General features: G+C 51.9%; 21 protein-coding genes. All 21 read right to left on the bottom strand.

Annotation, left to right across the window (positions count from 1 at the left end):
• Positions 1-9: 9 nt before the first annotated feature.
• The 21 genes from ACFQND_RS08310 to mobH all read right to left on the bottom strand — a co-directional run bounded on the left by ACFQND_RS08310 (position 10) and on the right by mobH (position 23,664).
• Positions 10-615 carry a type IV pilus biogenesis protein PilP gene (locus ACFQND_RS08310; protein ID WP_377413077.1) on the bottom strand — a complete coding sequence of 202 codons (606 nt, stop codon included), beginning with the start codon at positions 613-615 and terminating at the stop codon, positions 10-12.
• Positions 602-1,897 carry a type 4b pilus protein PilO2 gene (gene pilO2, locus ACFQND_RS08305; RefSeq protein WP_377413074.1) on the bottom strand — a complete coding sequence of 432 codons (1,296 nt, stop codon included), beginning with the start codon at positions 1,895-1,897 and terminating at the stop codon, positions 602-604. The genes ACFQND_RS08310 and pilO2 overlap by 14 nt, the downstream gene beginning before the upstream one ends.
• Before the next feature lie 20 nt (positions 1,898-1,917).
• Entirely contained in the window at positions 1,918-3,594 is a 1,677-nt protein-coding gene (gene pilN, locus ACFQND_RS08300; protein WP_377413071.1) for a PilN family type IVB pilus formation outer membrane protein, read from the bottom strand.
• A 2-nt stretch (positions 3,595-3,596) separates the two neighbouring features.
• Positions 3,597-4,013: a TcpQ domain-containing protein gene (locus ACFQND_RS08295; protein ID WP_377413068.1), complete on the bottom strand. Its 417-nt coding sequence runs from the start codon at positions 4,011-4,013 to the stop codon at positions 3,597-3,599.
• Entirely contained in the window at positions 4,010-5,335 is a 1,326-nt protein-coding gene (locus ACFQND_RS08290; protein ID WP_377413065.1) for a TcpQ domain-containing protein, read from the bottom strand. The genes ACFQND_RS08295 and ACFQND_RS08290 overlap by 4 nt, the downstream gene beginning before the upstream one ends.
• Positions 5,332-6,777, bottom strand: coding sequence for a TrbI/VirB10 family protein (locus ACFQND_RS08285; RefSeq protein WP_377413062.1), 1,446 nt, complete (start codon positions 6,775-6,777; stop codon positions 5,332-5,334). The genes ACFQND_RS08290 and ACFQND_RS08285 overlap by 4 nt, the downstream gene beginning before the upstream one ends.
• Complete coding sequence (locus ACFQND_RS08280; protein ID WP_377413059.1) at positions 6,774-7,646, bottom strand: TrbG/VirB9 family P-type conjugative transfer protein; 873 nt, start codon at positions 7,644-7,646, stop codon at positions 6,774-6,776. Before ACFQND_RS08280 ends, ACFQND_RS08285 begins: the two co-directional genes overlap by 4 nt.
• Positions 7,646-8,377 (bottom strand): type IV secretion system protein, encoded by a 732-nt coding sequence (locus ACFQND_RS08275; RefSeq protein WP_377413057.1) that lies wholly within the window; start codon positions 8,375-8,377, stop codon positions 7,646-7,648. The genes ACFQND_RS08280 and ACFQND_RS08275 overlap by 1 nt, the downstream gene beginning before the upstream one ends.
• 277 nt (positions 8,378-8,654) lie before the next feature.
• Complete coding sequence (locus ACFQND_RS08270; RefSeq protein WP_377413054.1) at positions 8,655-9,158, bottom strand: hypothetical protein; 504 nt, start codon at positions 9,156-9,158, stop codon at positions 8,655-8,657.
• Between the two features lie 54 nt (positions 9,159-9,212).
• Positions 9,213-9,824 (bottom strand): lytic transglycosylase domain-containing protein, encoded by a 612-nt coding sequence (locus ACFQND_RS08265; RefSeq protein ID WP_377413052.1) that lies wholly within the window; start codon positions 9,822-9,824, stop codon positions 9,213-9,215.
• On the bottom strand, positions 9,818-11,884 hold the full coding sequence (locus ACFQND_RS08260; protein ID WP_377413049.1) for an AAA family ATPase: 2,067 nt from the start codon (positions 11,882-11,884) through the stop codon (positions 9,818-9,820). Before ACFQND_RS08260 ends, ACFQND_RS08265 begins: the two co-directional genes overlap by 7 nt.
• 77 nt (positions 11,885-11,961) lie before the next feature.
• On the bottom strand, positions 11,962-13,380 hold the full coding sequence (locus tag ACFQND_RS08255; protein WP_377413046.1) for a type IV secretion system protein: 1,419 nt from the start codon (positions 13,378-13,380) through the stop codon (positions 11,962-11,964).
• A gap of 19 nt (positions 13,381-13,399) precedes the next feature.
• Positions 13,400-14,179: a hypothetical protein gene (locus ACFQND_RS08250; RefSeq protein ID WP_377413043.1), complete on the bottom strand. Its 780-nt coding sequence runs from the start codon at positions 14,177-14,179 to the stop codon at positions 13,400-13,402.
• Positions 14,166-16,706 (bottom strand): VirB4 family type IV secretion system protein, encoded by a 2,541-nt coding sequence (locus ACFQND_RS08245; protein WP_377413040.1) that lies wholly within the window; start codon positions 16,704-16,706, stop codon positions 14,166-14,168. The genes ACFQND_RS08250 and ACFQND_RS08245 overlap by 14 nt, the downstream gene beginning before the upstream one ends.
• 9 nt (positions 16,707-16,715) lie before the next feature.
• Complete coding sequence (locus ACFQND_RS08240) at positions 16,716-17,021, bottom strand: VirB3 family type IV secretion system protein (protein WP_377413037.1); 306 nt, start codon at positions 17,019-17,021, stop codon at positions 16,716-16,718.
• A 6-nt stretch (positions 17,022-17,027) separates the two neighbouring features.
• Positions 17,028-17,411 carry a TrbC/VirB2 family protein gene (locus ACFQND_RS08235; RefSeq protein ID WP_377413034.1) on the bottom strand — a complete coding sequence of 128 codons (384 nt, stop codon included), beginning with the start codon at positions 17,409-17,411 and terminating at the stop codon, positions 17,028-17,030.
• Positions 17,412-17,447: 36 nt separating this feature from the next.
• The gene (locus ACFQND_RS08230) at positions 17,448-18,443 is read right to left on the bottom strand and encodes a CpaF family protein (RefSeq protein ID WP_377413031.1); all 996 of its coding nucleotides are present in this window, start codon (positions 18,441-18,443) and stop codon (positions 17,448-17,450) included.
• Between the two features lie 102 nt (positions 18,444-18,545).
• Complete coding sequence (locus tag ACFQND_RS08225; RefSeq protein WP_377413028.1) at positions 18,546-19,184, bottom strand: DUF4400 domain-containing protein; 639 nt, start codon at positions 19,182-19,184, stop codon at positions 18,546-18,548.
• 3 nt (positions 19,185-19,187) lie between these two features.
• The gene (locus ACFQND_RS08220) at positions 19,188-19,799 is read right to left on the bottom strand and encodes a hypothetical protein (RefSeq protein WP_377413025.1); all 612 of its coding nucleotides are present in this window, start codon (positions 19,797-19,799) and stop codon (positions 19,188-19,190) included.
• A 2-nt stretch (positions 19,800-19,801) separates the two neighbouring features.
• Positions 19,802-21,757 (bottom strand): conjugative transfer system coupling protein TraD, encoded by a 1,956-nt coding sequence (gene traD / locus ACFQND_RS08215; protein ID WP_377413022.1) that lies wholly within the window; start codon positions 21,755-21,757, stop codon positions 19,802-19,804.
• Positions 21,757-23,664, bottom strand: a complete 1,908-nt coding sequence (mobH, locus tag ACFQND_RS08210) for a MobH family relaxase (RefSeq protein ID WP_377413019.1) — start codon at positions 23,662-23,664, stop codon at positions 21,757-21,759. The genes traD and mobH overlap by 1 nt, the downstream gene beginning before the upstream one ends.
• Positions 23,665-23,752: the final 88 nt, after the last annotated feature.

The raw sequence follows: 23,752 nt of genomic DNA, 5'->3' as shown, positions 1-23,752 counted from the left end.
CCAAGGTGATCAACGCGCCATTGGGACAGACGGCATTCCACCAGGCGGAGCCTGAATCGCACCACTGCCAGGAATGGATGAACCGGCCTCGCGTGTAATTGGTGTGGTTCCAAATGAAAGGCGTTGAACGTTTTTTCCTTTCAGGTCGGTTAACACGACTTCATTCACTGCTATCTTGGACACGCGGCGATCCTCAATCACATCACCCTCTTGGACCCGCTGGGTGACACCCCCCGGGAAAACTAAAACCGCTTTCAAACTGCCCATAAGCCCTGCGACAGAAACAATTGCCGGGCTCCCGTTCTTGCTGCCAAACGAACTGACCATTCCTCCACTCACAGCCATTAATTCACGCTGCTTGGCAGCGATCTTGGCTTGAAGTTCTAACTGATTGAACTGGGCTTGCAAAACAGTCATGTTTTCGCTGATTTTCTGAATCTCGGCAGCGGTTGCAGAACTCATTGGCGAAGACGGCAACGTGGCGGCAGATTCGACCGGTACCGCGGCAGGTTCTGCCTTTGTTTGCGCGTAGACAGTCGTTGTGAAGAACAGGGCAAGTGCGAGTACATGGCGCGCACGAAAAATGCAAGATTTTTTATTTTCAAAGACGAACATATTGAACTCCGGTCAACTGATATTGGATGGCGCCAGCTTTGTGGATGTAGGCGATTTTTGTAAATCGAAGCCCTGGGTAGTCGAGCACCGCCGCTACTTCGGCGGGATCAAAGTTCGCGGTAATGTTTACCCCGAAAGAGGACCATGTAGACGGGGTGACAGGTGCCGCATTGGCGACCTGTCCCGGTAGAACCGCCGGCGCTGCAGGCGCACTAGCCTGTTCAATGCGAAGTGCTAATCCATACCGTGATGCGAGATCGTAGTAACGCAACGCCAACCCGTTAGCGCTGGGCAACGATGTCACGGGGGCATGAATTTGTGAGGCGACCGCCTGGATTGCCACGGAAGCGCTCTGCCCGTCATTTGCAATGACTGCATTGGGGTGTGTGGTTTTCAGATGGCTTATCCAAGCCTGTTCACTTGTCTTTTTCCAAGTCACTGTGAGCAGCCCGCCCTCGCAAATTACGCCATCAAGGGTCCAGTTGCCACCGGCCAATTCAGCTTTGCTGTACGCCATCGAGCAGGCTTGAGCAAAAGCTGTTGCACCTGGACTAATAAGCCATGGTTTGGTCGGCACAACAGACGCGACACGTTGGCCACGCTCGTTTTCAGCCTCTTGCTGCAGTCGCAGTGCCTCAGCCGCTGCTATTTTCTTTTTCTGATAAAGATTCCATCCATATGAAGTTGCACCTGCAACAGCAATTAATAGTAGTAATGGCAACACGGCCTTGCGCCACGCAAGTTTGATTTCTTCAAGCCGCCAACTTTTTAAATTATTGAGAGATTCCTGCGAAAAGAAACTATCGAAAGTTCGCTCTTCTGAGTCAAGATTTCCCCATTCAGCTGGACAAATTATTCGATCCCATCCACCAAACGAAATGGCGCCGCCCATGCGAACTCGAATTTCGTCTGCAGTCCCTACGGCATCACCGTCAGCAAGGATGACTCCGCCCCGAACTGCGACGTACACATATACATCCTGGTTATCCGGAATCGACATGGCGACCAGAATATTTCTGGCGCTATTTTTGGCCAACGAATCGGCGATTACCGCGGCTGCAGAAAGTTGACCGGCTTTTGCCCCATCCGCCTTTTTGGCCAAGCCCACATGCGGCGAATCGTCACCTCGCATTACTTTCAAGTCCGCGCCACCGCTTTCAGCGAAGCTCAGGACTTCTTTAGCACGGGCTGACCTTGTGGCGTTAGTGTTTAGCGGATGCCAAATCAAGCCCGCTACGAATTCCAGCGTCTTTTTGCCTGACTGAATTTCAATGATTCTCATCGGAACGTCGATTCAGGTGATTAAGGTGCAAGAGTAGGTTGGATCATTACCACGAGCATCGTGCGCTTGCGGGTTCCATTCCGACTACCAAGGAGAGGGTTTTCTGCCGCGCCAATACCGTTTGAAACGGCGGAAAGGTTGTCCTGATCAAAGCCGGCCACAACCAAAGTTTCACCAGTCTGCATGCGAACGCGCTGGATGAAGTTCGATGTCGATACATCAGGAGCTTGGATTGATGCCTCACCCGAAGTGATAGTTGTCAATCGCAACAGTGAGGACAGATCAATGGAATACTGCAAGAGCAGTTCACTCTCATCGATGATGTGAGGAATCAACGTCATCGAAAATCCAGTCTGCACGTTGCCTGGCGTCAATGCCGTCGTTGCACCCACATTCGGTGTTTGGGTTGTGGATGAGCTTGCCAGGTACGAAATACGACGGCCGACGTTGACAGGGGACGGCTGATTGTTGAGCGTCACAACAGTAGAGGAAGTTAACTCACGAACATTTCCCTGCGTAGAAAGTGCGGAGATCATGGCGCTAGACCCCGCCCAGCGACTCGTCGAGGTATTTGGTGCGGAAATTACCAAATTGCCCGCCCCACTCGCTTTGGGGAATGCAGTTTTTAAGGCGACTGAGTAGGCGCCTGAAACGGCACTGAGGTTTTGGGATACAACGTCCCAATTAATGCCGTAGTCATCCGTATCATTGAGTTCGACGGAGAGAACACGAACATTGACAGATACCTGGCGGTTTAAAGCCTTGTTCTGGCTATTAACAAATTCCGTGACTCGCGCCAGAACACTCGGTGTATCCGTGACGGTGACAGTGCCAGTCGCAGGGCTAGCAATAACGCGGCCGTCCTTGCTCAGCATCTGTTTGATGCCTGATTCCAGCCCTGACCAGACTGACAGTCCAGTAAAGCCAACGCCTGTTGAGTTCGCCGAAGACCCTGTTTGGGTTGCTCCAGAAGATGTGCCAGACGAACCACCACCTGTTGAACTTGATGCGGATTCCACGGAACTGCTCAAGCGTGTATCACCTGGTAGTGCGGCAATCCTGAACGTTTTCGAATCCATCAGAAAAAACCGGAGTCCAGATGATTCCGTTTTCCAGAATACGCCGTAGTAGGCGGAAACCATGTTCATGAAGCCCGTCAAACTGCCCGAGTAATTCGCCGAAAATGGTGATGCGACAGTGATTTGGCCTGTGGCCGACGAAGCAGGTCCAGCGAGGGCTGAAGGGAAGCCACCAGCTGGCAGTGGTCCGCCAGGGATACTTGGAATTCCTGAAGAAGGTGGCCCACCAAGCATCTGCCCACCTGTGGGCATGCCAACCGCAGTCGGTGTACGAATTTCAGCGCCGATGAATACTGGCAGCCCGGTCAATGATGAAACCACACCAGCAACATCATTCAAACTTGTGAATCGTTGGTTGATTTCGATCTTTACCGTGTCCGCTTTTGCATTCGCGATATCACGATCCGATTTTTCCAATTTGCGCAGAGGCACCCAACTTTGATCGGTGTAACTCACTGGGCTGGCAACTACTGGTGACATGCTTGTAGCGAGCAAACGTTGAGCTTCTGCCTTGGCAGTTGCAACTTGCGATTTGATGCCAGCGATTTCAGCCGGCCCTGTTGCGCAACCAGCCAAAAGCGAAGCGGTCACGGCCAGAAATATTGGGGTGCATTTCATAATCAAAACTCCATAACCCTGACGGTCTTGTTGCCTTTGTAGAAGGTTGCCTTGAGGCGCGAACCGCTCAGATTTGCGGATTCGATAACAGTTGTTAACGCCTTAACGAAATCGCTGCTGACCGCGACCTTTTGTTCAACATTGAAATCGGCTGCTTCCCAAATCAGTTGCCAGCCGCTTTCATTGGCCATGATTTGCAATTGCACTGAGATTTGCTTGCCAGCCATGAGCGATGTAAAGGGGTTCGCTGCAATGACGTCGTCAAAGCCCGGTGCGCTTTTGACCGGAATGACATCCGTTCCAGCTGCCGCCGGCACGTAAGGCGCATCAACAGTCTTGGCCCCTTGCTGTGCTGCCGCGGTCAACGACAAAAACATACCCATTGCTATGAGCGAAAGCTTTATTGCTTGCTTCTTCACTTTGTTCCCCCGGTAAATCGAACCACTCGATTGCTATAGACAGTTGCTTGAATGTCGTATCCTTTGCGTTGCAGCGCAGTCACAACTTTGTCCAAGGCTTCTTTCATTGAAACGGCGGCTATGACAGCGTCACCAGTAACTGGAGCATCGACGGATGGCGCCGCATCCCAGATCAGCTGGTAATTGGTAGCGTCTGCCCAACGACGTATGGAGCCGGCGATAGTCTTGTCGCCCGACCTGAAGTCAAATCCTGTTGGTGGGACTTCCAGGTTCACCGGTGCTTGAGGTGCAGGTGCCGATGCCGGCACCGCGGAAGCCACTGTTTCAGAGTGCAGATCAACTTTTTTACGCAGGATTGCGATGGCTTGATCACGGGTTAAGACTCCAGCTCGCACCAGACTTTCAACGTTGGATTGAACGTGTGCAGTTTTTTCGTTCTGGGCCTCGGATGGTCGCGCGATTGCTGTAGGCACAACTCGCTCGATGCGGATGTCGCTTGGCCACAACTTATCCTTTGGCGTACCTTTCACGCCAATCTTTACGCTGATTCGATCAGCGCTGATGCCCATCTTGAGCAAAGCGTCACGCAAGTTGTCAGCCCTGGCTTTTTCCAGGCCTTCTTTCTCGCTGGAATCGTCACGTCCAATAATCGTGATGCTGGTCGCGCTCTTGACCTGGGCAGTCATGGAGTTCAATGCCTTTTTGGCTTGTGGACCCAATGCCGCAGTTCCAGCTACAAAGAAAACCTGACGTTCGGAAAGTTCAGTTTCACCTTCTTTCCAGGTGACACGATCACCTTTAGCTGGGGTAGCGTAGGAATTTGATTCCAAGGCATCATTTGGAAGGAACGAAAGCGTGGGGCCCAGCGAAGCAATCAGTTTGACATTTGCATTCGCTGGGTAGCCTCCCCCGTTGTATGCCGTCCGCAACCCGTTCCGATTCACCGCGTCAATTGCTGGTGTTTCTTCGCGGCCAGAACCACCATAGACAACTTGTGCCTGCGCCCTACCCAGTTGAAGCGTGAACCTCCCCGATGTTTCTTGAACCCGGATATAGGGTCCTTCAAAGTAGGGAACCAGCAAGCCGACTTTCCCATCTTTGTTACTGAAGATTGCCGGAATGGCCTCACCAGCACGGAATTGAAAATATGTGCTCTTCCCATCATCAAAGACTTGAACAGGCGTAGCGCGCTGCTCACCGCTTGTGAAATATGTGAAGTCATACTGACCAACACGCTGCGCGGAAGACCCAATCACCGACGGCGATACCACCAGGGCCAGAGCGAACAATCCACTGAGCGCTGTTATTTTGTTGAGTTTCACTTTTTGCTCCAGCTATACGGACCTGAAAATTCCATGTCTTTTTTGACTTCGACATTGATGCGTGTACCCTGCTCAACACTGATGGTCGGAGCAATGGTGCGGTTTCTGTCGAGGATGGCTTTGCTCACATCTACAAGAACTTGCCCGGCTGGAGACACTGAGGTAGTCAATCCAGTTGTTCCGGCGGTTGTTGTCTGTGGTTTGACACGATCGGCGAGCCATGCCGTAAAGAAGCTCGCACTGAACATCTTAAAAAAGTGGTTATTTACGTCGCCCGTGATACCCGCAGCTCCTGCGAGATCAGAACCTTGAGCACCAGGTAGATCGAAACTCTGCCCATTCGGCATAATCAAGCGATTGAAGGCAAACAAGACTCGCTCTTGGCCAGGCTTGACTTCCGAGTTGTAGCGCCCAGCCAGTACAGAACCCTGTGGGATAAGGAGGGCACCATTACCAAGGCTGTCATAGACGTTGGACACTACATAGGCTGTAATCTCACCCGGCAAGTCAGAATTGATCTGACGGCCAAGGACAGCAGGGATGATCTTTCCTTGATGCAGGGTGTAAGGTGAATTTGTCGGGTAGGATTTAATCGTTTCTGAGCTACGCTGACCCGTACCGGCCGCATATTCACTGACCCACGCTGTATTTCCACTGCCACCACCTTGGCTACGACCTGCGGCCCCGCCGGGAGCAGCTCGCAAGTTTCCGAGCATTCGATCCATTGAGCTTTGCATCGATGCACTTGGCGCCTGGACGTTACCTGCAGAGGCAGCATCCGGCAGTGCAACTAACGCACGTTGAGCGCCATTTCCACCTGATGGCGCCTGAAGACCAGTCAGCACAGTCGCTGCTTGCCCAACCTGGGCAATGCCTGACGAACCCTGTGACTCATCAAAAGCAACCGATTTAGCCCCCCGGACTTGTGCCTCGATCTCAAAGTCATCACCACCGCGCCCATTGCCGGCCACCGCAGCGGTATGAGTTCCAGTAGTGACGTTCCCCTTAGACAATGCCCTGTCGTATAACGCTCCATCTTGGTTGTCACGACGAACTCCAGGAGGCAAAGGGTTTTGCAGAACGCTTGCAGCAGTTACTGATGGCTGTACACCTGGCTGATGTGTCACTTGTGCATTTGGCTGTGAGGTCTGGTTAGGTTTCCCACCACCCTGTTTCTTTTCCTCTTCATCAGCAGCTTGCTTTGCCTTCTTCAGCTCTTCATCAATAGCGACTTTCGAACCAGAGTCTTGGGTAGGATCAGTTGACTTTGCATCAGCAAGTGCAATCGGAGGAGTCGTCGGATTTCCTGCGTTGAGTACCAATGCGCTGACAAACGCAACACCCACGACCAATGCAGCGATTACAGCCAATGTCGACTTCTTGACTGGAATACCAGGATTGTTGGGCTCCGGGTCAATAATTGACTTGTCGGAAATGCTCATTGCGCGCCGTCCCCACGAAGAAAGCCCATAAATCCACCGCCCGACTTAACCTTGGTAACCATCACTTCGGACTTGCCCAACTTGAGCACGGCGTTTTCCAGCAAGCGTTGTGCAACCATGTAGCTGCCATCGACCGTGTAATTCACCAGTGAATATTCTTGGCCTTCGATAACACTGAAGAGCGCCGGCATCTCCTGGACATCCTGAGGCATTTTTAAGTAGGTGAACTTGCCATCGTCAAAGACCTGTGTGGGCTTAAATGCAGCGTCACCCTCAATCTTGTAGTTGAAGCGCAAAGAGTCAGGCTTCAAGGTAGTTGGAGAACTAACTGACGCAGTAACGCGAGGAAGATTGAATGCCGTTTGGGACGGGCGAATGCCGTTATTAGCGGCGAGATCAGGTAGCCCGCCAGACACGGGAGCATTCGGTTGTGCATCCAGAAGGGCGTCTTGTTCTAGTACAAGACTGGACGAGTACATCCAGGAAACACGCTGGTACCACTTTTTGCCGTCCGCTGTTGATCGCAGCACAAACTGATAGGTACGCTTATCGGTGATCACCGTCATTGAAGTTTCGATACCTTCAAATTTCGGCTTGATGAACAGGTTTTTCCGGTTCTTCGTGGGGGTTAGCTCCCACTGGGCGGTATCTCCAGAAGCAACAGACTGCAGCATTTCATCCGCGGCAAACTGCAAATGAGTCACAGCTTTCGGTTTAGCAAGGACCAAGAATGTGTTGTCTTCATCGTAAGTGAACTGCACTAGCCGCGTATCACCGGTCAGAGGGGTAGCAATCAGTTCCGCGTGGGATTGACCAACTAAGCCAATGAGGGATAGCGCAGTTACTAGCGCCATTTGCCGAAAATTCATCAGTTGGCCCTTTCTTCGGCTTCATTAAAGAAGTTCACATACAAGCCAAGTGGGTTCGCCAGCAGGGCAGTCTCTTCTCGTGGGGAATCAAGTTGGTAGTGCAGCGTCAGGCGATAACGCTTGACCTTGCTGTCCTCAACACTTTGGTTGCCGGTACGCTCCAGTGTTTTCAAAAAGATGAAGGCCATTCCGGTCTGGCTGGCATCAACCGAAGAGACTTTCACCTCACGGACAAGGCCAGCTTCACGTTGCAAGCGGGCGAAGACTTGTTCGCGCGCCCTGAACTCAGAGAACTGGGCAATCGCTTTTCCCCGTGATCGCACGTTTGCGTACTTGAACAAATCATTGGTGCGAAGGGGATCAATCGTGTACACAGCTTCGGCCCAACGCGCCAACTCAGCCTTCACCACAGCTATATTGGGAGTTATCTTCTGGACCTCGATTGGCTTGTTGACCATCCCCGAGCCCGGATTGACCTCGATCACATACGGCGTGACCTCTTTGAGCGGGGTCAATACCATGACAGCCCCAACCGCGGTAATGGCCAATAAAAGCGACACCACGGAAATGACGAACAACCGTCCAGAATTGACCATGGAAGAACCCCAGATCTCAGCGAACTTGTTGGCCCCATCCTCATAAGCTGAAACGGGTGTATTGGGTTGGAGGCGAATGTCTTCGCTTCGATTGCCCTTAGGCTGCTTGCCTGATTTACCTGAAAATAACCCCATGCGACGATTCCTACAGTAGTGTGGTAATCGTAGGTGTGCAGTCATCTTTTTTTGACCGCCCAACACACGTGAAACAGTGCATTGCTCCTGTCTTTGGCCTACAAATCGTGGGTGTTGAGGTGATATTTCAATTCAGTGGGGTGTGCAATGCCCACTAGTTTTCCTTCCCCAGACTACGGCCGCTTGCTTCACGTCATCTCGGCTTAGTGCGTGCCCCCTCTCCCGGGCATAAAAAAAGACCCGCAAGCAGGCCTTCTCAGTTGGTTGAGGAATTTTTCTAAAAGATCCACCCCACAAAAACCTTGCCGAATCTGTAAAGTCCCAGGCCAAGACCGAACAATGCAACAAACATCAGGACTGGGTGCTCATAGGCATACCGGACAACTGCATTCTCAGCAGCGAGCCATGGGTGAGCATTCTGGACCTTGGCGATTTCGGCATGCAAAAGGGTGATTACCCATTCTTCACTCTCTTGGTCGAGCGCTGCCTTTAATTTCTCAATCCTCTCTTTCGGTGGCAATGGCTGTTGCGCACTAATCCACTCAGTAAGCTTTGCAACCGCATTTGGATCAATAACCCCGTCCTGCGCTATAGCTTCGGACGGAAAGGAACCACCCCTTTGGGATTGGTCCTGCCCAAACGAAGGATCCATGGCCGCCCACACTCTCGCGAGTGCCTGCCTCTGTTGATCTGGCATAACCAGGATCTGATGCACGAGAGCCAACACCTCAGAATTCTGATCTGGAGGTTGGGTTTGAGATTCTGTTGCGGTTGAGCTCATTGATCTGTCCGAAGTCTAAGAATTGAACGTTGAATGAAGGATGTGCTGGCAGCTTCAATCCAGTGCGAGCAGTGAGGATTCTTTAGTCTGAGTGGATTTGGTAACCCTTGTGCTCGATTTATCAGGAGCGCAGGCCGACATGGCTACAGGTTTTGCCTTTGGGCCATTGACCACTCCCCATTTGAGAAGAACATTCCAAACCAACCCTGTGTACCGGCGATTAAAGCAGGGCGTTGCAGAGTGATATGCGCCCACAGCAAACCATGTATTCCCATACGCATTGACCTGTTTTTTCAAATGCCAAGCAGCAACATAACTTGCAATGCACCCATTCATCAAATCGCGAGGCGCAATTCCAAACTTGCCCAGTTCTTTGAAGTGCATGGAGTTAATTTGTGCGATCCCAACATCTACCGTGCCATTATTGTTTTTATTCATAGCATTAGGATTGAAACTGGATTCCACCTGGATGATGGCGCGAAGAACCCAAGGACTCACCGAGTGATAGGTAGCCGCCTGGGTCACGCAATCATCAGGTTGTTTCGGTCCTTGCACTACCACTTCGTCACCAGAGGTACTCTGTGCGAATGACGTCTGGGTGGAGGCGATGAAAAGAAAGCCCACCACCGAAGTGGCGAGCAGCTTAGAGATACGGATTTTCAGCACGAAGCCCCCAAAACCATCGTTACACCCCTTTGAACATCGGCTGTTCCTACTTCAATGAAATCATCGTTCGTCTTCGAGATTGCACGGTTAACTGCATACTGCAAGACAGCTTCTGCATTGGCAATACTTTCATCGCCCAGCATGGATGCGATCGTCGGTGCATCCAAACCTGACTTCAGGCCAATCTTGCGGCTTGTGAACCACTGTGCAATATGTGTTGTCAACTGGTTTTCGTCTGGACGAACAAATTCAACCTTCTCTGTGAAGCGACCGCCACGTAGCAGAGCGGTATCAATCTGCTCTGGATTGTTGGTAGCAGCCACCCACACCACATCGCGCACACGGTCATTCACGCCATCCATGATGGTCAGAAGCTTGTTGGTAGCTTCCGAATTACGGGATGCTTCACGTGAAATCAACAAATCATCTGCCTCGTCCACAAAAATGATGCACGGCCGCAAATCCTTTGCCTGCGCATAGAGCTTGTCCAGGGCTTTGGGGTCACGCACCAGATCGGGGCCGGTCTTGGTCAGGAATGCCCACTCGACTTCTTTCGCCAAAGCCTTGCATGCGACGGTCTTACCCGTGCCAGGAGGGCCAAAGAACAGGACACCTGAGGGCAGCGTGCCGCCGAGGCGTTCAATGCGCTGTGGGTCTTTCAGGCGGCTCGCAAGCATCGTCATGGCTTCCCGCGTCACCTCGGGCAGAACCAGGTCAGCCATGGCCTTAACATTCTCAGGTGTTGACCCCTTACGGCCCTGCAGCCGGCGCAATGCGGCCATGAAGTCGTCAAACTCCAGTTCACCCTTGAAAGCACCTTGCTCACGTGCTTCAGCCACGTAGGACGGCACTTCCTCCGTTACGGCAAGGATTCGCTTCACCGAAAAGCCATTCCACCGCTGAGCAACGGTTTTTATAGTCGCCAGATTCACTCGCAAAGTGGGTGCGTTGGTTTTTAAACCGGCGGTCAGTAGGCCAATACGAGCTTCCTCATCCGGTGGGGTTATCTCGATCTTGAAGTCAAAGCGACCTTCACGAATGGCAGCACTGTCAAGGCGATCAACGTAGTTCGTTGCAGCCACGACCACGACACGGTGCTTACGAATTTCTATCAGTAGCGTCAGAAGTGAATTGGTGACATCGCTGTCTTCCTTGGTTTGGGCGCTATCGGTTGACCGATCTGGCAAGAAGCTGTCGATTTCGTCAATGAAGAAGACGCAGGGCTGTGTGCGAATCGCCTGCTCAAAAGCGGCCTTAACTTTTTCAGTGCGTTCTCCTACCCAGCGACTGGCCACATCCGAGTGGGTGAGTGTCAACAATGGGAGCTTGAGTTCACCGGCAAGGGCTTCGGCCAAGACCGTTTTGCCATTGCCTGGCCCACCGTCCATCAAGATACCGTTGCGAGCTTTGCCCAGGCCTCCTTTAGGAGCATCCACGATGGCACGTCCTGCCTCCAACAGACGACGCTTGATAGCTGTGTTGCCGTGAATGTCCTTGAATGTGATTTTGGCTACTTGCTTGCGGGCCACGTTCGCGTGTTGTGCTGGCTCAGAGGAATCACCGTACTGAACACGTGAGCGGTCAGCAATTACGAAACCGTAGAGCCAACCTGTTTTGATGATTACCCAGCTCAGGAAAGTTATGAGACCAAATGCAGCCAGAAGCACATAGTTGGTTGCCGCAACTTTGGTGCCAAATGCACCCCACAAGGCGAAGAACACAATGTAGGACGTCATGACTGCGGGCAGAAAGGCGCGAAGACTGTCACTGGTCAATTCAGGCTCAAATGGAATTGTCCCATTTGCATCAGTAAGGCGCTTGCACATCCAAATGCGGGCCAAATGAAGCAACACTAGGTACGCTATCAAGCTCAATAAAACACGGGCTTCCGTGGTGAACCTGCCGAAGATATGAAAGCTCAGTGGTGGGTTCTTATCACCCATCCAGGTACTGAACATAATCACGGCGGAAAGGATTGCCGCGGCTGATGGCAATACACCAAACAGCCAAAAGCCTACTGTTTTCAGAAGGCGGCTCAGATATTGTGATCTAGCTTTCATTTATAAATCCCGTGTCTATTTACATTCAAATTAGCACGGAATTGTCCTCTGTCAACAGCCGCCCCCCTGCCCCCATATCAGTCTCGCCAAGTGCTCTTTTTGCCAGCGGAGGCGTTTTGTGTTTGCCCACCTTTAGCCTCCGAATGTCCTTTAAGGTAGGCTGAAGTTGTACGATTGCTTCCATATTGGCGGCCACCAGTTGAAAAGCCGCCGGCAGCATCTTTAGCCCCCTGGCGGGCTGCACGAGCCTCACCAATGCCCTTGTCGTAGGCCAATCGACCACCAGAGCTCGCTGCACTGGTGCCAGCTTTAGAGCCCAAGTTCTGCGAAACACCCTTTAGGCCACTGAAGCCAGCCCCACCGGCACTTCCGGCCAACAATCCACTTGCAATGCTTGGCACCTGGGCCATCAGCAAGCCCGCAAGTACAGACATAAGCAGGATTGTGGCGAACAAAACAATGTCTCCAGTGAAGGTGTCAAAGGTTCCGGACGCTGAATCGGAATCTATCTTCTGTGCAACAAGCATCATCGAGCTCATCAGTCCAGAGGTAAGGCTCAGCATGAAAGCACCCACCAACTTCATCATGGAAGCACCAAGTAGAAATTTCAGCCATGAATCAAAGAGCCACGCTGTAGGCTTGAAGATTAAGAATGGGACCATGACGGGCGCAAGCGCAATCACCAATTTGATACTCACCATGGCCATCACAGCGGTTGCCATGTAGATACACATTGCTATGACAATGATGAAACTGGTAACGAGTTTCATGATAGTCGCGTAAACCCAAATTGGAACGGATGCAATAGCGCCCGCAATATCACTCCAGCCACCTTCGGTACGTTGAGGAGCACTGGCAACACTCACAACGGCGTTGAATGTGGTTGTCACGGCGGAACTGATAATGCCCTGTACGCTTGAGGTATCAATTGCTTGGCCACCAGCTGCGCCTGTGATTGCACCTGCAATATTGTCCATGGTGAGGGCTATTTGATTACCAGCACTGCCTGGCCCAGGAGTGGTTAATGCCGTAACCACTCCTGCAGTGATCAGAATGGGAATCCACTCTCCAAGCAGTTCACCAATACCCTTGCCGGCAACCATGGTCTTGAGTCCTGTCCAGAACAGGCCAATTGCCAAACCAACGCCCAAGATGATGTCGCGAGCACCCATTAAGGTTGACGAACCGGTTAATCCGTTCAACTTATCGTCCATGGACTTCGCAATCATGGCAGCCACATCAACGGAATTCAATCCAGTGCTGTTTACAGCTGGCGGTCTTGACACTGCGCCCTCAGATGCCCCGGGGGTGTTGTTCTGTGCCACCGCCATTAAGCTTGACATCATCAACACAAAGATGATGCCCCCGAACGTCACCTTTCTAGCCTTTGCTGTGGCAATTGCGTTCGCGACGAAAACACGCACCACACGTATCATTCCGCCAACGGCATATGCGAAGATTCTGCGTCCAGCATCCTCAGAAGTCATGTTGTTCATATGAGTTACGACGTGAGGGTTAGTTTGATTTTGGTGCAATGAATTCAAGCTGGCGCTTCCGCAACGCATCTTGGTAATCCTTGCGGTACTGTTCGATCCGGTTGCTGTTTTCCGCATCAACATTCCGGTCCATGTTGTTGGTGCGATTGGATGCATTGCTTTCCACCAGTAGCTCGATCATTTTGGTATTCTGGAATGCGATCTTGTTCATCGTTCGGTGCATGTTCTGGATCGACTCATTCATGCCTTGACTTCGAGGAATATCAGCTTCAGTTTGCCGCAGTTGGTCAATATCGGAATTCACTTCCTGCATGATCTGCTCATCACGCTTGGCACGCTCCAGAGCAGCGCCGTTACGGCCTTCACGTAGTTTTGCTTCGGCTTCAAGCTGTTCTTTGAGAGTTCGGCCTGCGACTTTCGCAGTTGTGAACCGCTGGCCCCAGGCGTTGATCTGGGTTGTCATGCTGCCAGAGGTGCGGTTAATTTGGTCTCGATATACAGACAACTGTTGGTACGAGGTATTGAGGCTGTTCAGCTGTGCATTGAGCTTCATGGGATCAATGCCAACAGTATTGATGAGCTGGTTCCGGTATTGCTCAATTTGGGTCATGTATTGGTTGACTGAAGTCACTGCAGTTTGTGCCGTGTCCACGCCCACCTTCAATAATTCAGCGTTGTTCATGAGCTGAGTAATTTCAGTCGCCCCACCAGTTCCAGCAACTGATCCTGCATTGGCATGTGGCATTCCGACCACTGATCCAAAGGCGATGACGAAAGCAACAAATTTAGACTTGAACATGAAGCACCTCTCTTACAAAATTAAGTTCCCAATCGGGGCCACCCTTGGCCGCAGCTGCGAGCACCGCGGACCGCATTGAAGGTTGTGTGGTCGCCTCATTGATGGCGATTAGTATTGGTGGCATCTGTGTGGTGACCAAACGCGTAACTGACGGCTTGACGATCAGGTAATCTCGCTTGGGGATGGCACGAGCGAGAAGATCAAGTTGGTTGTCGTTAATGCCGAATACCTCTTTGTACAAGTCCGCTTGTTGGTGAACTGAATTCTTAACGGCTGGCAGCAGGATCTGTGTGGGAATATTGGTGACTATTCCCTCAAGGTTTTTGAGACGCGCGATTTCACCCAGGGATTGCGTAGCAAAGACAATAAATGCTCGCTTACTTCTGAACGTGCGTAACCAGGCCTCGAACTTCTCAACGAAAGTCTCGTTGGCCAGCATGTACCAGGCTTCTTCAATGTAAATCAGGGTTGGCGTAGATCCATCCAGCCGGCGCTCGATGTTATAGAACGCATAGTCCATAAATGGACTTGCCAGTTGTGGCGTTTTCAAAATGCCCTCAACCTCCATACCGACAATCTGGGTCAGCTGGAAATGATCTTCGTCGTTGTCGAAATATGAGGCATATGGCCCAGAACCACTCTCATCGTCATCGGTTCGGTCGACATATGGCGCTAGTTTTGCTGCCAGATCCTGGTCGGCGCCAGCAATCAGTGCATACAGGGCAGATAGCCGCCATGTGGAAGATGGTGAACGCCGGAGTCCTTGAATGGCCGTGTAAATTACTTGGCTCTCGTTCGAGGAAATCGTGTTCCCGCCTGCACCAATCAGCACTTCAACCCACTGGCGCAGCTGCATGTCGTCATTGGCGAGAAGCATGGTTTTGACCGGGTTCATCCCGATGTTCTTGCCACCTTTGGCGCCCATATCTATGTGCTTTCCCCCGAGCAACACAGTGGCCATCATCAACGAATATTTCATGTCGAAGATGAACGTCTGGCCAGGGTTGTACTTTTGAAACATCGAGATGAAGAGGGTCATCAACGATGTTTTTCCGGCTCCTGTACCGCCAATGACCGCAGTATGTCCAACATCAGTTTCGTGATTGTTGAAATCGTACGTCACGCCGTATGGGGTCAAGAACCTGGTCAATGCAGGCACGTCATGACCTATAAGCCGAGAAAACAGTGGATGGGTGGGCTCGCCCTTTGATATTGTGCGGATAGGCGCTAGGTCGGCCAGATTCGCCGTAGATGCCAGTTTCCAGCGAAGGATGGCATTTGCATTTCCTGGCATTGTTGCCAAAAATGCAGACATCAGCCCTTGCCGCTCGCGAAGGATTGTGAAGCCGTTTGCCCTCAAGTTGCTCGACATAAGGTCGGCCGCATTTTCGGCTTCTTTCTGCGTTGCTCCGAGCGCAAGAATTGTCATGTTGTAGTAGCCATAGCTCACATCAGAAGCAGTGAGTTCTACCAGGGCATCCTGCGCATCTTGCGCCAGTTGCAGGTTACCGGTGTTGACCTTTTCCGATTCGGAGTCCGTCATGCGCTCAAAGACACGAGTTAAAACCGACTTCACTTCGGAGCGGTAGAACATTTCTGCATCTTGAATTGCTTTTTCTGCAACAGTGCGATCAATGAAGCGATAGCACTGAACCAGGACATACTCACAATCCACGGCCATCAGTGAATCCATGTAACCGCTGTACGCCTCTTGTGGCGTGCCGGTGGTTGAGAGCGCCGCAACGTATGCGCTTTTTGTTGGTCCTTTGAACTCGAATTGGTCCTGGCGCCTGATCACGGTATCGGATGCCAGTGCAGTATTCAGATAAGCCCCCCCCTTTGGCAAACGAACAGGCCCAGGAGGTGAAGCCAAGTTGGCACGTGAGTACAGTTCACCCAGGAGGTCTTCCCCCTCAAGGCGTTTGAACCCGAGATTCATCTCGACAATCCCGGAGAAGCTTCCCAGAATCTTTTCAAACTCTATGGTCATGTCCGCAAGTTGTCCGCGGACCTTACCGATAGCGCCCTTGTCAGAGAATCTTCGTTTGATTAGCCCCCCCAAAGCCTGCAGGACCTTTCCATCGTTTTCTTCAAGCTCAGCTCGTAAGGCTTCAAAAAAGGCTTCGCTGGAGTTTGGGAACTTGAATCCGAGGTAGATCCGCTGCGTCAAGCGTGCATTACGCTGCTTCGTAATGGCCCTTTCCCACTGCTCATCAATTGCTCGTGCTATTGGACTGGAGAAATCCCCTTTCGGGTAACCAGATACAAACCGCCGCTCCTGAACCGTCCACATGGTGATTCGGTCAGTCAGCGTACGAAGGGCCGTCTGAAGCTGATTGATTTTCTGATCGGATTCGAAGTCCTGTCGCCCCTCAACATCGGCGCCTTCAAAGGTATAGGCCGCAAGTAGCGAGCCGTCCTGGCAGATTACCAGTCCGGGTGCGACTTGGGCAAACCAAGGAAGCAATTCTCCAAAGGAACGAGCCGCTTTACGCGGCTTGTTGAAAAGATCTTCAAAAGCAATCATTTTTTCCAGTCAGAGCGGAAGGTCTTTGCCCCAGCCTTTGGGCCGGGACTTGTAATCGCTTATTCGCGGTGTGGCGTCGTAGACATGGTCCTCATTGAGGTACTTGAAAAACACCTCCATGAACTGCCCATCACGCTTGGTAAGCCACTTGGCGAGCAGATATAGGAGGACGATGATTGGGACGCCCCAATAGCTGCGAGCAACCAGACAGAAGGAGCTGGCGAAGACCAAACCCCCGAAGCTTGTCTTTTCGATTCCCATGATCAATCGCGATCGCTGCAGCGACTGATGAAAGGCCGACGAACGCGATGCCATATGGCCTTAGGCCAGGCAGGATTGCATTGCGGGCATGGCCTGGAAATATGACGAATTCGCCAGAATGCCGCCAAGGCCAATAATGATGCCAAAGACCACACAAACAGAAATGATGCGGCTCCAGTCCATCTTCGAAATCATGCCGATAACCAGTGTGGCGATCACTACCAACACGAAGATCAAAATCGCCAACGGACCTTTAAGCCATTTCACCACCCCACAGCCAAACGTCGTGATGAATGGAATGTCGAAGGATTGCGCCATAGCCTCCAGGGGCATGACTGTGAGCAGCGCCGCTACCAGCGTGGACGTCACAACCGCTTTAAAGTTCTGGTCATTCCATTGGATTTGGCGCATTGCGTTGAGTTTTGATTTGATGGTTTTGATCATGAGAGCTCTCCTAGGGTAAAAAACAGTAAAGGGAAATCAGAACTTTTCAAGGATGTATTCACCCTTTACGCGGTCGTAGTCGTGCACACGGCAGACTTCGCTAACCTTGCGAATAGGACCATCGCGTTTGATGAAGAACAGCCACTGAACGCTGTCAGCGATGGCCACTTTTAATGCTTCGTGGGGGATGCCCATGCTTGCCATCAGAAGCAGGTTCTCCAGCCGGCCAAGGCCGCGGACGGCACTGTTGGCATGGATGGTTGCCGCTGATCCAGGATGGCCTGTGTTGGCTGCGTCCATCCAGTCATAGGCTTCAGGACCACGCAACTCGCCGACGATCACACGTTTTGGGGCATAACGCATGGCGGTACGCACAGCTTTGCGCGGGGTCATGCCGTGTTCGTCGTCACATTCAACGATCACTTTATTCGGTGAAACAATCTGCAATTCGTGTACTGTTTCAATGACAAACAGACGCTCTTCTTGAGGAACCATGCTCAAGGCCGTGTTCATCATCGTTGTCTTGCCAGAGCCAGTTCCACCGACGATCAGGAAGTTTTCCTTGCTAAGGATCGCTTGCCTTAGCAAATCCGCATATTCCTTCGAAATCACGCCACTTGCGATGTACTCTTCGATGCTGAAAACGCGGGCGGCATGGCGCCGAATACACATGGTCGGGCCATTAACTGCAACGGGAGGAAGAATTGCCTCTACCCGGAATCCTGGGAGTCGGGCAGACAAGACACGCTGCTTGTTCTTTTCGCCAACCTCTTTTTCCATCAGACCAGCAATCAAACTGATTGCGGCACGAATGTTTGTGGCGGCTAACTTGACCTTTAGCCTGATTGTTTTGCCGTTCTTTTCGATGAACACGTCATCCGGCCCATTGATCATGATTTCGCTGATTTCAACGTCATCAAAGTAGGTTCTAAGAACTGCCAAGGTATCCATCAGCTGCGCCAGAACCCTTTGGGTATGACCTAGACGGATGGCTTCTTGAGGATTTACGGCTGACGACGTATCGGTATGCATGCTTGGAATTTTCCAAGCTCAGACCTGATTTCTTACCCGGCCAATGACGCTAAAAGGATGCAAAGCGCCATTGGCAGGCAGCCAATGGCGATATAAATCGACTCAACGTCCAAATAGTGGCTGCATGTTGGATACCAGCAGTGATAGAGGCAAAGCAACAATCAAAGCCCAAAGCGGCGCGAGCAAAGGCGACAGGCTGAAAGGAATGACCAGGTAGACGAGAGGCAGCGCCAATAAAGGGATGACAAACATACCAGCTACGGTGAACGTTGCAGGACGGATGGCACCAAATTCAGCGCGCTTGATGCGCCGTTGCATGAACCCGTCGAACACCGAAGCTCCCAACATTGGGGCAAGCACTACTAGCCAGATCAGTACGATCGCCAGCCTCATTGCGACGACGAATGCCTGGAGTATCAGTCCCTGCAGGTAGCTGTTGTAAACCGAAGACATGAGCTCGCCGCCAGGTCCAGCCACCCTCTTCGATAAGGCAACTTCTTCCTTGGTGTGCTTGGCCGTCTTTGCCGTTTGAGCAATCATGCCCAAAGGGGTGTCTTGAAAGGCTGCGTTCGCGAACGAAACAACAAAATCGCCCACGCGGATTCCAAGTGCCTCACGTGTCTGACGAACTTCGTCCACCACAAAGGACTCAATGCTTGATCCACTTCTCATCAATGGTGCGATGAAAAAACCCAGGAACACAACTGCCAACCAAAATCCAAGGTGCTGACTGTTCTTCATTCTTTAGCCCCTCGGTGCATACATTTCCAGGTATCCGGCGTCCACGGGATCGGTGATGCTGGCCACCAAATGCGTGCGCAGGCCTGCCGTGACTTCTTCAGCTGGGTCCTCATCGACCAAAACAGCCTCGATGTGATCAATACCATTGGCTTTCACCCAGACACTCAAAGGCTGGGAGAAATACTTCCAAATGATGCGCTCACCATGCTTGTTGTAGCCATGAACAGAAATTCGCGCAACATCACGAACACAACTGGCTAGCCAAAAAAGGTAAATTCCGACTACCCGCCCGTGGTAACTTTCGCCCCGCTGCACCGCAAGGTCCACCTTTGTCACCGCCTTCTCGATAGCTTCACTCCAAAGTGACTGGCCATCAGGTGCTGGCCACAGAGGCGTAAGGTAAGCACCCAACTTCTCGGTTGCAACACGCAGGTTCGGCTGGTGCGTCCAAATCGACAAGGCGATGCTCTCATACGGCTTATTGCGAATGATCTCGTTCAGCCAGGCGTTTGGTGTCTTGGGAGCAAGTGCATTGATAGCCCAAACAGCCGCGCCACCCTGGGCGAGCAATCTGTCTTGTCTAGCTACGGTCCCGATGTTTGATACTGAATTCATTTTTATTTGGTAACGCTTTTGTTCTGCACAATGACAGGGATACGACCCTTAATCAGTTCACCACGGTTAAAGAATCCGATGTAATGCAGATCCTGTAGTTGCGGTAACAAACTCCTCGGGAAAATTTCTACCGTCTTTTCCGAGATAGATTCGCTCTGATTGGCGCTGAATTCCAGCCCAACATCCTCGGTTTTTGAGCCCATGCCTGTAGATTGGCTTTTGACAATAATCGAGGTCTCACCCAGCTTGTCGATGATCAGGTTCATCGTGTCCGGGTCTTGAGTTGCACCTACGATCAGGTTGTTCATGTTGCCGATGAAAGTACGCGCACGCGCGGTATTGCCACCAAATTTGTCAACCAAATCGGAGAATGTTTGACCAAGCGCCCAAATGAAGAACCCAGCCCCGCGTCCTTTATTCGCCTGTTGGATCATGGGCTCACAAGCGGCATCGCGCCATTCGTCCACGACCACGTGAACACGACGTGGTTGCGAACCATCATCCTTTGACGCAACACCATGGTTGTAAATCTCTGCTGCAACCGAAGAAAGCTCGGCCAAAGCCATTGTTGACATTGCTTTACCAACGGATTCGTCGGCCAGGGTGTCTGTACCCATGTAAAAGATGTGATTCCCTTCTACCAGGCGCTTTCCATCCATGATGGGGCGTGTGTCGTTGATGTCCTCATAGTCCGGCGACAAGAGCCCACGCAGATCGTCGGTGGTCAACTTGGTAAGCAGCGGAGTAATACTGACGATCATCTTGCCGAACCATTCCTTGTTGGCTTCGAGAATGGCAACCAAACCGCGTACTTCCTCTGGCTTGGAAGGTAGGCCCTTCAAAGTAGCCTCGTCCTGACTCTCGGGCACTTCGGAAAGGAAGACCTTGATCATTGCGCTCAACTCCGGAGAGTTGGTCTCTACTGCGTTCTTGCTGACTGGGCGCTTGCCGGCGGCGTTCGATGCGTTGATTTCCTTTTCAATCGACTCCAGCAACTGGGGACATTCTTCTTTGAAGAATTTCCGCAGAGCTTGCTCTGTCAGCTTTTCGACTGATACCCGTGACTCCATTGATGTTTTCAGGTTGTAGAGGCTCACGCGGCGACCGATGTACTTCATTCCATTGGTAATCCGGTGGACGGCCATCCAGCAGAACTCCTTGAAGTTGTCACTCTCCTGAGAGCCCAACACCATAGTGATGCGGGAAGCCACCTGAGACACCTGATCCCAGTTTTTCACCAGATCAAGTCTGACGGATTCGGAAGCGAATGCCGGGTGAAGCATCAAAAACCGTTCAGGGTGGCCGGCGAGCACAGCTGCCTGCCGGCAGATCTCGCGCAAGTCACGATCTCCTTTAGGGTCAATCACGATAACGCAATCGCCTCGCAAGGCTAGTTGGAAGATCACCAATGCCGCCAGACGGGTTTTGATAGCCCCTGTCGTTGCAATGATTGCGCAGTGCCCCTTCAAGGATTCGAAAGGCAGCAGCACGTCGCTTTCCTTCATGTCCAGGCCATGCACCCAGGGCAAGCCTTTTGCCTTGCGAGGATCTTTTGTCTTACCCATCCACTTGAGCCACCATAGGGGTGGATACACATCATCCAAATCACGTTTGAGAACCTCATATGCGCGCTGTGTATGACGAGGCTCCCACCGGTAGCCCCAGCCCAGCCAAAGGTTTTCACCGAGCTTCGGCATGGCCTTTTGGAGGTCCGTGGTCTGCATGATCACCACTTCTTTGCCCGAAAGCGAGAGCTTGTATTTGAGTAAGCGTTGAGCCCCGAACATTCGCCATGACGCCATTACGACAGCAAGACCTGCAGATGCAAGTAGAGTGGCACGAGGTGCGTTAACAAGGACGGCACAGATAAACATCCAGACGGCCGCGATCCCCCACCCCACTGCAGCCCGAGCCTCAAATGCTGGACGCAAAAGTTGTTCAAATCTTTTTTCAGCCATTAGAGCACCAGCTTTTTGCAACCATAGCGTGAAATGACGATTGCCTCTTTGGCCTTGGATCCTTCCGGAATCGCCACCTTATGAACCTTTAGACCTGGACGGTCAGGAGGCGCGTAAATCAAACCGGCAGCTGCCATTTCGTTGGCCCAGTCCGGGATACTGCGCATGAGTGTTCCCAAAAACTCGATACTGATTGCAGCCCCGTTATCAGTCATACGCATGGTGGTACTCTGTTCACCACGCTCGCGCCAAGCCTTTATGACCTTGCCAAGCAACTCAATCGTCAGAGTTGTCTTGATTTCCTTACGGATTTCTTCTGGAACAAGGTCACTGAACTTCACTTCTGCCGCCTCCTTGATCCTTCCGCCTTGCTCTGGAATTGTTGCTGGTGCAGGTGCCGACGATTGGATAGCCTCACTTGCTACCTTTGAAAATGCTGTCGGTGTGTCTGCTGGATTTTCAGGCGGCGAATCAGTCTCTCCAGCGCTGGCAAGGACTGGGTTAGCATCAGTAGACGCAATGACTTCACCGGTCTCTTGGTCTACCGTTGCGTTCGCAGGAGAAGTGGGCACCTCTGGTGTTTCGAGCTCAGGTTTTGCCTGTGCAGGCTTGGACTTTTTCGCTACTGCTTTCGATTCAACACTCGCAAGAGGGTCCCGATCTAAAACACCGTTCAACGTCTTAGGTGATGCCTTCTGATAGTCGGAGGCCTCATAGGTTTCGATGACCGTTGTCGGTTTCTTCAGCTTGTAAGACTGGAGGATGTTGCCCTCTTTATCAACGACCTCTGTCATCCCCATATCGTTTCCATATGAGGTTTCAAAAACTCCATCCTGCTTGAGCAATTCCGCCAGGGTAGCCGAAGATGACGGCCAACCATCGCGCCCTTCGCGAGCGCCTTGACGGACAATTTCCTCCCCTGCATCCGGCCAAACCAGGTACACACCGGTGCTATCCACGATGAGAGGACCGTCATTTGGCTTCCATTTGCCGTCGGTAACAAGCGAACGCATCGCCCCCACCAAGTAAGGTGTGAGGTGTGTGCCGACAGTCAAGCGTCCGTAAGCTTGCGGGCGCCGCGACTCTTCTCGCTGCTGTACCTTGCCCCACATCGTTGAGACAACATCCTTGGCAATTCGTGAAGTGGTCTCGCTTCCACCAACCAGCTCGAATAGAGTACGTGTCAGATCGGGTGAACCTTCTTCCAACCACCCTAGATTCTCGTGCCCAACTATTTTGTGCAGGATTGATGCTGTGTATGGGGATGGCCCAAGTAGCTTTTTCTGGTCGATCTTGGACTCATCCGACCAATTCACATACACGCGGTCAATCTTGGTGTCCTGGGCCCAAGTGGTGATGTCGTATTTGTGCTTGGGCCATGACGCCCCCGCTTTGGTGGATACGACCATGCGTACCAGGGGAATTCCTATTGGGTGGAGCAAACCTGCCAGAAAGCAGATATATCGCCAGCGAGGCTCCAGTTTGTGTCGAACCTCTACGGTGTCCGCGCCGGTAAAGATTCGACCATCCGAGGCCTGAAAGCACAAAAATCCCATTTCAAGAGACGCTCGCAACAGGCCACCCGCCCCTGAGAAAAGTGAAGAGGATGAGGCCGGCAGTGCATTGATCTGCATGGCCAAATTCGTGATGGGCGTCAGGAATCGGACATCGAACATTTCCACGTCTGCAGCGGCATGGAGCCGGATACGTGAAATTAAACTTTCATTGCCCGCTAGCAGATCTTCTATTTTGCGGAGCGGCAGACCTTGATCGTCTGGAGGATAGATATTTTGGACCGTTACTGCAAGTGCAGCGACGGCAGTTTGCGCCGTGGAAGGGTTGGAAGGTACGGCCTGAACCTCAGGTTTGCTTCGTGTCGTTAAATTGGATAGCCATTTCAATACCATTTAACAATTGTCTCGATTCAACCTTCTTGCTGAGTACGCTCTACGTCCGCTTTTTAGTGTGTTGCCCGGTTTTATCTTCACTTTGAAA

The organism is Polaromonas aquatica (genome assembly GCF_042659145.1).
GTDB classification, from domain to species: Bacteria; Pseudomonadota; Gammaproteobacteria; order Burkholderiales; family Burkholderiaceae_C; genus Polaromonas; species Polaromonas aquatica.
The sequence above is the reverse complement of the archived record's forward strand: the minus strand, read 5'-3'. Positions and strand labels throughout refer to the sequence as shown.